At 51.1% G+C, this 10,289-nt stretch carries 8 protein-coding genes; 1 reads left to right on the top strand and 7 read right to left on the bottom strand.

Annotation, left to right across the window (positions count from 1 at the left end):
• Together leuS and BUC02_RS12500 are read right to left on the bottom strand one after the other, a co-directional pair.
• A partial coding sequence (gene leuS / locus BUC02_RS12505) for a leucine--tRNA ligase (protein ID WP_073323004.1) occupies window positions 1-2,048 on the bottom strand: 2,048 nt, incomplete at its 3' end.
• A gap of 601 nt (window positions 2,049-2,649) precedes the next feature.
• Entirely contained in the window at window positions 2,650-3,927 is a 1,278-nt protein-coding gene (locus tag BUC02_RS12500; RefSeq protein WP_072807659.1) for an O-acetylhomoserine aminocarboxypropyltransferase/cysteine synthase family protein, read from the bottom strand.
• Between the two features lie 230 nt (window positions 3,928-4,157).
• On the opposite strand from BUC02_RS12500, the gene BUC02_RS12495 reads away from it, so the two are divergent.
• The gene (locus BUC02_RS12495; RefSeq protein WP_073323028.1) at window positions 4,158-5,051 is read left to right on the top strand and encodes a DMT family transporter; all 894 of its coding nucleotides are present in this window, start codon (window positions 4,158-4,160) and stop codon (window positions 5,049-5,051) included.
• A gap of 11 nt (window positions 5,052-5,062) precedes the next feature.
• Here the strand turns inward: BUC02_RS12495 and BUC02_RS12490 are convergent, their stop codons facing one another.
• From BUC02_RS12490 to BUC02_RS12470, 5 genes are read right to left on the bottom strand one after another with little or no spacing between them, the layout of a single operon-like run.
• Window positions 5,063-5,314 (bottom strand): DUF1653 domain-containing protein, encoded by a 252-nt coding sequence (locus BUC02_RS12490; RefSeq protein ID WP_073323002.1) that lies wholly within the window; start codon window positions 5,312-5,314, stop codon window positions 5,063-5,065.
• A 1-nt stretch (window position 5,315) separates the two neighbouring features.
• A complete protein-coding gene (locus BUC02_RS12485) occupies window positions 5,316-6,185 on the bottom strand; it encodes a patatin-like phospholipase family protein (protein ID WP_254794216.1) in 870 nt (289 codons plus the stop codon).
• The gene (locus BUC02_RS12480) at window positions 6,185-6,718 is read right to left on the bottom strand and encodes an NUDIX hydrolase (protein ID WP_073323000.1); all 534 of its coding nucleotides are present in this window, start codon (window positions 6,716-6,718) and stop codon (window positions 6,185-6,187) included. The genes BUC02_RS12485 and BUC02_RS12480 overlap by 1 nt, the downstream gene beginning before the upstream one ends.
• The gene (locus BUC02_RS12475) at window positions 6,702-9,206 is read right to left on the bottom strand and encodes a response regulator (protein ID WP_073322998.1); all 2,505 of its coding nucleotides are present in this window, start codon (window positions 9,204-9,206) and stop codon (window positions 6,702-6,704) included. The genes BUC02_RS12480 and BUC02_RS12475 overlap by 17 nt, the downstream gene beginning before the upstream one ends.
• A complete protein-coding gene (locus BUC02_RS12470; protein ID WP_163414744.1) occupies window positions 9,190-10,284 on the bottom strand; it encodes a BMP family ABC transporter substrate-binding protein in 1,095 nt (364 codons plus the stop codon). Before BUC02_RS12470 ends, BUC02_RS12475 begins: the two co-directional genes overlap by 17 nt.
• Window positions 10,285-10,289 lie beyond the last annotated feature (5 nt).

Here is a 10,289-nt window from a genome sequence, read left to right as displayed (position 1 = left end):
CGCACCACGTCATCCGGGTTCACGACGTTCTTGAGGGACTTACTCATCTTCGCCACAATCTGCTTGAGCTCGATGTCAGTTCCCTTCTTGAAGAACTTTCCGTTCTTTTCTTCGACTTCGTCGGTCGGGACCTTGGAGCCAGCGGCGTCTTCGTAAGCGAAGGCGAGAATCATGCCCTGGTTGAAGAGCTTCTGGAACGGTTCGTCGGTAGAGACGAGGCCGAGGTCAAACAAGACCTTGTGCCAGAAGCGGCTGTAGAGCAGGTGGAGCACGGCGTGTTCGGCACCGCCCACGTAGAGGTCCACGGGCATCCAGTACTTTTCGAGTTCCTTAGCGACGAAGGCGTCGCCGTTGCAGGCATCGATATAGCGCAGGTAATACCAGCAGGAGCCAGCCCACTGCGGCATGGTGTTCGTCTCGCGGATACCCTTGCGGCCGTTCTTGTCCGTGACCTGGAGCCATTCGGTGGCGTTTGCGAGCGGAGACTGACCGCCGTCACCCGGCTTGTAGTCCTTGAGTTCCGGCAAAAGCACCGGAAGTTCGGAATCATCGACGGTAGAGATTTCGCCGTCTTCCCAGTGGATAATCGGGAACGGTTCGCCCCAATAACGCTGACGGCTGAAGAGCCAGTCGCGGAGCTTGTAGTTCACGGTAGCCTTGCCAATCTTGTTGGCTTCGAGCCATTCGATGACCTTCGCGATGCCCTGCTTCTTGTTGAGGCCGTTCAGGCAAAGCGTGTCGTTCTGGCTGTTGATGTAGGTGCCGTCGGCAGCCCAGCAGGCGTCACCTGCGAGGACCTTCGGGCGAACGTCCTCAGGGCAACTTGCATCGGGTTCCATGATGCAGATAACCGGCAAATTAAACTTTTTCGCGAAATCGAAGTCGCGGGTATCGTGAGCAGGCACGGCCATGATGGCGCCGGTGCCATAGCCCGTCAAAACGTAGTCGGCGACCCATATAGGAATCTTCGTGCCGGTGAGCGGGTTCACGGCATAGCTACCGGTGAACACGCCGGTCTTTTCCTTGGCGAGTTCCGTACGGTCGAGGTCGCTCTTGAGAGCGGCAGCGTGCACATATTCTTCCACGGCGGCCTTCTGTTCGGCGGTCGTGAGTTCCGGCACCATCGCATGTTCCGGGGCGACGACCATGTAGGTTGCTCCGAACAACGTATCGCAACGGGTCGTGTAAACGCGGAGCTTCTTTTCGGTCGGCTTGCCGTTAGCGTCGGCAATCGGGAAATCCACTTCGGCACCGTAGCTCTTGCCGATCCAGTTCTTCTGCATGTCTTTGACGCCCTGCGGCCAGTCGAGCTTGTCGAGGCCCTTCAGCAGGCGGTCGCCATACAGCGGGATGCGCATGAGCCACTGCTTGAGGTTACGGCGTTCCACTTCCTTGGTGCCGCACTTTTCGTGGCTGCCGTCGTTCAAGACTTCTTCGTTCGCGCAAACAATCTTGCAATGCTTGCACCACCACACCTGAGCGTCGGCGTAATAAGCGAGGCGCTTAGAATCCTTGTACTTGCGGACTTCTTCCTTGCCCTTGGCTTCTACATCAGCCGGGATCGGGAGTTCCGCAATCGGGCGGCCCTTCTGCTGGGCGTCATCGAACCAGGTATCGTAAAGGCGCTTGAAAATCCACTGCGTCCACTTGTAATACTTCGGGTCGGTGGTGTTGACTTCCTTGTTCCAGTCGTAGCTGAGGCCAAGGCGCTTGATCTGGCGGCGGAAATTGTCGCAGTTCTTCTTGGTCGTGATGGCCGGGTGCGTGCCGGTCTGGATGGCGTACTGTTCAGCGGGGAGGCCGAAAGCGTCCCAACCCATCGGGTGGAGCACGTTGAAACCGCGGCTGCGCTTGTAGCGGCAGATGATGTCGGTGGCGGTGTAACCTTCGGGGTGGCCCACATGGAGGCCTGCGCCGCTCGGGTACGGGAACATGTCCAGGCAGTAATACTTGGGCTTGGACTTATCGGTGCCCGTCTTGAAAGTCTGATGTTCTTCCCAGTAGGCCTGCCACTTGGTTTCGATCTCTTGCGGATTGTACTTAGCCATTATTTTATACCTCTAGTAGGAGCTGCAAGGTATGAGGTTTGAGGTCGCCGTGCCCATACCTCATAGCTCTATAATTTTTCGGGCATAAATTTAGAAAAAAGGCGAGAGCCGCGGCAAAAGTGCGCAAGGCGACAAAGCGCAAAAAACAAGTTTTTGCATTTTTTGACAGCGGGTTTAAGCATGTAATGAATATCGCCAACTCGCTTTAATAAAGTCCATATTTTAAAATCGTTTTTTCTCGAACTCTTACACAAAATCACACAAAATTGTAAAAAAGGAAGCCCCGCCACTTGCGCAGCAGGACTTCCCGAGGTGTTTGATGGACTCCTAGCCCTCAAAAACAATATTATTGTGAACAAAGTTACAATAAAGGGTATTTATTGACAAGGGGTGCAACTGAATTTATTTTATACAAAAAAACTTACACTTCATTTTTCTTTTTTTGTCCACAATTTTTACACAAATTAAAACACTTTTTTATTAATCTATACACAAAATTTTTTTTGATACATTTATTAAAATACGTTATTTTATAAGTAATTTGAGTACAAAAAAAGACTCTTGGCATAGCCAAGAATCTCTTTTTGAATGTTAAAAACAATTACACCTTGTCGAGGGCCTGCGTGAGGTCCGCGATAATGTCTTCGACATTCTCGATACCCACGCTGAAGCGGATCAGGTCCGGTGCGACGCCTGCTTCGATGAGCTGTTCGTCGCTGAGCTGACGGTGCGTGTGGCTTGCCGGGTGCAGCACGCAACTGCGGGCGTCGGCCACGTGGGTCACGATGCAAATCATCTTGAGATTGTCCATGAACTGGATGCTCTTTTCACGGCCACCCTTGATACCGAAGGTGAGAACGCCGCAGGGGAGCCCGCCCTTGAACTGCTTCTTCGCAAGTTCGTGGTACTTGTTGCCCTCGAGGCCCGCGTAGTCCACCCAGGCCACCTTCGGGTGGTTCTGCAGGAACTTCGCGCAGGCGAGAGCGTTCTCGCAGTGGCGCGGCATGCGCAGGTGAAGCGTTTCGAGGCCAACGTTCAGGAGGAACGCATTCTGCGGAGCCTGGATGCTGCCGAGGTCGCGCATGAGCTGGGCCGTAGCCTTCGTGATGAAGGCGCCCTTGCCGAAAGCCTTCGTGTAGGCAAGACCGTGGTAGCTCGGGTCCGGTTCGGTGAGGCCCTTGAACTTGTCATGATGGGCTTCCCAGTCGAAGTTTCCGCTATCCACGATGCAGCCACCCACGGCCATCGCGTGACCGTCCATGTACTTGGTGGTGGAATGGGTCACGATGTCCACGCCGAATTCAATCGGGCGGCAGAGAATCGGAGTCGGGAACGTGTTATCGACAATCATCGGCACGCCGTGCTTGTGGGCGATGTCCGCGAAGCGCTTGAGGTCCAGAATCTTGCCGGCCGGGTTTGCAACCGTCTCGCCAAAGAAGCACTTGGTGTTCGGGCGGAAGGCCTTCTCGATTTCCTCGTCGCTAGCGTCCTGGTCCACGAATGTGCATTCGATGCCGAGCTTCTTCATCGTCACGGAGAAGAGGTTGCTAGTACCACCGTAAATAGCGCTGGTGCTGATGAAGTGGTCGCCCGCCTCGCAGATGTTGAACACGGCGAAGAAGTTCGCCGCCTGACCGGAACTCGTGAGCATCGCTGCCACACCGCCTTCCATGGCCGCAATCTTGGATGCCACGGCATCGTTGGTGGGGTTCTGCAGGCGCGTGTAGAAGTAGCCGCTGGCCTTCAGGTCGAACAGGTCGGCCATCGCGTTGCTGGACTCGTACTTGAAAGTGGTGCTTTGGTAGATGGGAAGGACGCGCGGTTCGCCGTTTTTCGGCTGCCAGCCGCCCTGTACGCACAAAGTTTCGATCTTGGACATTTTTGCCTCTTGTTAAAAACTTATCTATAGGTAGTTGCTCATTTGGGGCGACTAACATATTTTATTTATGGTTAAATATAGAAAAACACTATCGCTTGGCAATGCACTTATGCAAATATCTGCATATATAATTCCGATATCTACCCATAGCTTTTTTCTATAACTAAAAATTCGCGATTATTTGATTTAAAAAACTATTTTTTTTCACAATGACTCCCGCACGCAATAATATGGCCCTATGGCATTTACTCGCCATTATAACTATCACCTTTTGGGGCACGAGCTTCGTAAGCACAAAAGTGCTCTTGAATCACGGGTTCTCGGCGGTGCAAGTTTTTTCGCTGCGTTTTGCGGTTACATACCTGATTCTTCTGGCAGCAAGCCACAAACAGTTCCGTTCTGAAAACTGGAAACACGAACTGATTCTTTTTATTTGCGGCATTACCGGATGCACACTCTATTTCTGGACAGAGAATACGGCTCTCACACTTTCGCAGTCAAGTAACGTCTCGCTCATCGTCTGCACCAACCCATTGCTTATCATGATTCTCGGCGGCCTCATTTACAAGAGCGAACGACTCGGCAAGCGGCAGATTCTTGGATGCCTGATCACGTTTGTCGGAATGGTGCTCGTGGTCTTGAACGGAAAATTCATTTTAAAGCTTTCGCCTGTGGGTGATTTACTCGCCTTCAGTGCCGGGCTTATGTGGGCAACCTTTTCGCTAATCATTAAACAACTAAACGGCAAATACAGTTCCCTGTTCATCACGCGCAAGATGTTCTTTTACGGAACGCTCTCCTCTATTCCCGCCATGATTGTCGAAGCCCACGGTAGCGTTTCTAAAGCCCTGGACATTCCGTGGCACCATTTTACGGAACCCGTCGTAACGCTCAACTTTCTATGTCTAACCGTATTCTCGTCGCTATTCGGCTATCTTATCTGGAACAGCGTTCTTAAGCGTTTGGGCGTCGTACTTGCAAGTAACTACGGCTACGCCGTCCCCATGGTGACAATGATTACGGCAACCATCGCCCTCAGCGAGCAAATCACCGCCGTTGCCATCGTGGGTGCGGTAGCGATTATCGCGGGAATGATCCTTGCGGAAATGAGACGCAGCAAATAAAATCGGAATAATTAGGGATTCACGGTCATATCGGTAAAGCGGTCGACGATAGTACCGTCGGCAAGCGTCACCTTGCTTTCGAAGTCTTCGCGATTGCGCACCCAGAGCGTTCCTTTCGGGTGGTCGGGAGTCTCGTATTCGCTGCGGTAAACCACGAGCGGCTTGACCGATTCACAATCTAGAGCGTCGGCGGTGACGACGGTGTAGATCATCGTTTCTTTTTTGTAATGGCGATAGCGGTGACCGGCAATTGCTTTAGACATATTACTTTTCCAGAAATGCGAGCAGTTTGGGCATGAGCGCGGTTGCGTCTTTTACGCCGAGATCGTACAGTTTTACGAGTTTGGACTTGTCTTTTTCCAGGCGATCGATTTTGAAGTTTTCGCTCGGGCGAATCATGAAGGCTGAGCCCTGAGCGACGCGTTCTTCCAGCGTACGCAGGCACTGGTTATAGCGAATATGGCGGTTCCTTGCCGCTTCGATAAACTTGGGGTACTTGCGATAGAAAAGCTTGAACAGGGGAATCATGGAGTTCGGTTTCTTGACAAAGCCTTCGGGCTGTGTGACGATAACGACCTGTTTTTTGTAACCCATGCCCGTAAACACTTCGAACGGAATGCTGTCGCCGACACCACCATCCAGAAGCTTCATGCCGTCAACTTCTACGATATGGCTCATGAGCGGGAGCGAGGCCGAGGCGCGAATCTTGTCCATGTCTTCGGGCTTGTCCAAATCGCGGGTGAGCAAGTATTCGGGGCCGCCCGTTTCCAAGTTCGTAGCGACTGCGTAGAATTTTGTTTCGGCTGTATTCTCGCGGAACTTTTCGAAGTCAAACGGATCGATGACTCGCGGTATTTGATTGTAGCAATAGTCCAGTTCGAAAAATTCACCGGTGCGAATCAAGTTACCCCAACTCATGTAGCGCTTGCTCGCCGAATGAATGGTGTCGAGGCGCTTGTTGCGTTCTCGCTGTTCCGACAGATAGCTGCAGAGGTGCGTGGCTCCCGCCGAGGTTCCGGCGCATGCACCAAACTTGATTCCGTTATCCAAAAATACATCCAGTACGCCGGCCGAATACGCGCCGCGCATGCCACCGCCTTCAACAGCAAGCGCAATATCCTTATACATCGCCATTAGGCATTCTCCATGAGCCACAAATAATCTTTCGGATGTTCAACGAACTTTTCAGGGTGTAACTTATGCTTTGCAAAGAATTCTTCGCGAGTCATCCAGGTAAAGCTATCGACCTCGCCGGGTTGCGGCACAAGCGAATTCGCTTCTTCGTCGTTTAACGAAATCTTGTAGACGTCGTAGTATTCGTTGTCGAGGTAAGAGCCGCCGTTAAGCACGCTTTCGTGCTTAGCCTCGAATAGATATTCGAGGTCGCGCGAACTCTTGTGCACGCCCAGTTCTTCGCGCAGTTCGCGCACGGCGGCATTCACGCTGGAATCGCCTGCCGAAATATGGCCCGCGCAACTCGTGTCGAAAAGTCCGGGGTTGTTTTCTTTCACGCGACTGCGAAGCTGGAACAGAATGCGGCCTTTGCTGTCAAACGCCCAGATATGCACCGTGCGGTGCCACAATCCCTTGGCATGAACTTCGGTACGCCCACGAGAATATCCGGCAGGAGTCCCATCCGCATTCAAGATATCAATTTGTTCTTCCATCCATCACTCGCTCTTTAATCGCTTTGACAATGCGTCTGTATTCGCGCATCAAGTCATCATGGCGAACCCGCACATAGTCGTAGTCGCCTTCGTTGCAGGCAAATTCCATCGCCTTTGCAATACTTGCAATCTCAACCGCACCAATGTAAAGCGAAGAACTCTTCAGCATCTGCACCATCAAACGGTAACTTTCGAAGTCTTCGTCCTTGAACAACTTGTTCAAGACCACATCGTACTGTTTATCGACATAAACCATCATCTTCTTGCGATAAAGGGCTTCATTCCTTTCGCAACAGAACAGGCCAACCGAGATATCCAACACATCGCTAGGTAGGTTCTCGTTCGTCTTTTTCGGTTCCTGAATCAGCATCGGTTTCTTTACAGGCTTTTCTTCTGCAGGCGAAGGCTCTTCCACTTCTTCTTTCTTGGGCAATTCATCGTAATGCTTAATCAACTCCTTCGGCAAGAACTTCAGGAGAATCGTAAACAGGGCATCTTCGTGAACCGGCTTCGTCAAGAAATCGGCAAATCCCGTCGTCTCGCAAATCGTCTTTGCAGAAGCGCTATCTTCGGCAGTAAGCATCACAATCGGCGTATGCTGATTCGGGTGATCGTCCAGCGTCTTCATGATTGTCAGAATATCCAAGCCATCGACAATCGGCATCGTATGGTCAAGGAATATAATGTCGTAATGGTTACGCCTGAACTTTTCAATCGCCTCCATACCGTTCGAAACCGAATCAAAGCGGGCCAATGTTTCTTTTATAAGTCCACTCATCACGCGCAAATTCATGGGCACATCGTCAATGGCCAGAATCGATGCATTCGGTGCAAAGAAATGAATGGACTTGTTTTCGGACACATGCACGAATTCGTTGTACCGCGTCTTAAAATCACCCATCAGCTCGTTTTTGACGACTTTCTGCGGGATTGCAATTTCGACAACCGGAAGTCCATCCGCAATATGGCTACTCCTGATTGTACCGCCGAGAGCGCCCACCAGCATCTTGACAAGCGTCAGCGAAGCCCCCGTCCAGCTGACGCCCGCATCCGGCACATCAATCACCAAGTCAATCTTCTGAGTACTTTCTTCACCGTTTTCGTCTTCGGCCCAGCGGTAACCAATTTGAACAATGTTTGCACTGTTGACGACCAGGCGTTCTGCGTTGAACAAGATATTACTTACAATCTGCCACAAGCGCGATTCATCGCCTTCAAGCTGAGTCGGAATCGAAGAATCGACCAACAGTTCGAACTCCACCGGCTTTTTGCGGTTACGGGCAGCACTGTAGCAATCACAGAGGACAGCAAACAGGTCGTATTCCTTGATCGAAATTTCAAGGCTGTTCGTACGGATTTTGTTCATGTCCAAAATATCGTTCGAAAGCAAAAGCAGTTCCTGGCCCGAAGCGCGCATTTCCGAAACGTATTCCTTGAGCGAAGAATTAGCCGATTCCCTCAAGACAATCGCGCCCATATTCAAGACATTCATCGCCGGATTGCGAATATCCTGGCCCACGGAATCCATCATGCGCAAGCGATCCAGTTCGTCGCTTACCAAATGTCCCTTCAAGTGAGATTCCCGATTCCTGCGAACCAAGAAGAATCGAATTCCAAGGCCCGTCAAGAACAGCAGCATCAAGAATCCGACAACCCAGAACACCAAGAAAGATAACTGGTTCAAACCGTCCGATACATCTTCGCCGGCAACCATTCCCGCAAGCATGAAATCGTCTTGCGAAGGCTTCGCCATATAGAAGTAATAGGTCTCGTTTCCTACTTGGACATTTCTTGCCGAGGCAAGTCCGCCATGGTCCATATCCTGACGGAGCCAGCCATAAATCTTGCCAACATCGACTTCACTCCACACAGAATCCTGGCGCCACTTTCCGGTATTATTCTGGATCAGGACCCGGCCATCGTTATCGATTATCTGAGTAAAGCATTTCTTCTCAAAGCAATCCGCATCGAAGAAATCGTTTATCGGGATTTCGTCGTACTGCAAGTACAGCACAAATCGGACGTTATGGCCATGGAACACCGGAACGCCAAGCAAAATCCCCATCCTTTCGTTGTAGCAAACCGATTGTCTGCCGCGGAACGATCCCATGATACACCGGTAAGTTTCGTCCGGCAGCATGAACCGCGAAGAATCCACGTACACCGTTCCATCAAGCGCAATCAAGCCATAGCTAGAATTTTCGTCCTTCACGTCCGACAGGGCTAAGAAATCTTCCACGCGCGCGCCGTCAGTTTCTATTTTACGCGCAACCATCGAAAGGGCATCCAGCTGTGCATGCAATTTTTCGTCCACAAGATGGGCGGTCAATACGGCTTGCTGCGACACATGCTTTGTTACATAGGCATCCAAAAGTGTATCGAGCTTTACTCGAAGCAATACGCAAACAAGACACAGGACAAACACGACGGAGGCAAGCCAAACCACCATCTTGATGTTGATCTTCGCGCTTCTAGGGGTTAGTTCCATCGACTACCCCCTTGACGAACCAATCGAACCGATTCAGCATCTCATCGTCGGTCATGCTTTCGCCTTCGCCTACACGGATTTCACCTTGGTTATCTTCGATTGGACCGTAAAACACATCGAACTTGCCTTGCGTCAAGTGAATTTTTTCTTCTTCGACAATCTGACGTATCGACGCTTCGACATTGCGAGTCATCTCGGCCAAGTCCATCATGCCGCTTTCTAGCCCAAGCCAATAAGAACGCCCTTCAAATTTATCCTGGAGGACCTCGCGAATCTTGGGAACATAGAAATTTTCCCAGTGCCAAACCGGCGCCGTCAAGAACCTATCCGGGAACCTTTTGGAATTGTCCCTATTGTAACCGATAATCCAGACGTTTCTTTCGTCTGCAATGTTGTACGGAGACAACGCATCCAGATGAGTCGTCAGGACATCGATATTGTGATTATCAAGCAACGAGCGGGTCGAATCGGCAGCCCTGTTTTCATCGTTCCACGATCCGGTCCAGCTGACAAACACCTTCGCTTCGGGATTAACCTTCTGAACACCAAGCGCAAACGCATTGATGCCGCGATTCACTTCAGAAATATTGAGCCCGGCCACATAACCGATTTCGTTCGTTTTCGTCTTCAATCCGGCCACAATTCCCGAAAGATAACGTAGTTGGTACATACGGCCAAAGAAACTGGACAAATTCGTCATCGATTTCAGTCCGGTCGCATGAAAGAACGTGACTTCTGGATGGTTTCTCGCCACAGCCATTTCGGCCGCGCCATAACCAAACGAAGTCGCTATGACAATCTTGGCTCCTTTGCGAACAGCTTCTTCCATAGTATCCTGCGCCGTTGAATCGAGCGGGACATTCTCATAATAGGTAACTTCCAAATTCAATAGGGCTTGGGCTTGCGCTTTCTGAATCGCTTCGCAATGAGATTCGTTCCAGCTATGGTCATTACAGAGCCCCGCCATAATCACGGCAACACGAACTTTTTCCGGCTTTTCCTGGAATCCCGTTTCGGAGCCGAACATGAGCAACACGCCCACAATCATCGCAATCGCCAGCGCAGATGTTAGGACCATCCATT

This window comes from Fibrobacter sp. UWOV1 (assembly GCF_900142495.1).
Lineage (GTDB): Bacteria > Fibrobacterota > Fibrobacteria > Fibrobacterales > Fibrobacteraceae > Fibrobacter.
Note: the sequence above shows the minus strand (reverse complement) of the source record. Positions and strands in the feature narration are given on the sequence as shown.

Bases quoted from the DNA above. Each gene is read 5' to 3' on its own strand.
- BUC02_RS12500 (WP_072807659.1), bottom strand. From the start codon at position 3,927: ATGTCCAAGATCGAAACTTTGTGCGTACAGGGCGGCTGGCAGCCGAAA.
- BUC02_RS12495 (WP_073323028.1), top strand. From the start codon at position 4,158: ATGGCCCTATGGCATTTACTCGCCATTATAACTATCACCTTTTGGGGC.
- BUC02_RS12490 (WP_073323002.1), bottom strand. From the start codon at position 5,314: ATGTCTAAAGCAATTGCCGGTCACCGCTATCGCCATTACAAAAAAGAA.
- BUC02_RS12485 (WP_254794216.1), bottom strand. From the start codon at position 6,185: ATGGCGATGTATAAGGATATTGCGCTTGCTGTTGAAGGCGGTGGCATG.
- BUC02_RS12480 (WP_073323000.1), bottom strand. From the start codon at position 6,718: ATGGAAGAACAAATTGATATCTTGAATGCGGATGGGACTCCTGCCGGA.
- BUC02_RS12475 (WP_073322998.1), bottom strand. From the start codon at position 9,206: ATGGAACTAACCCCTAGAAGCGCGAAGATCAACATCAAGATGGTGGTT.
- BUC02_RS12470 (WP_163414744.1), bottom strand. From the start codon at position 10,284: ATGGTCCTAACATCTGCGCTGGCGATTGCGATGATTGTGGGCGTGTTG.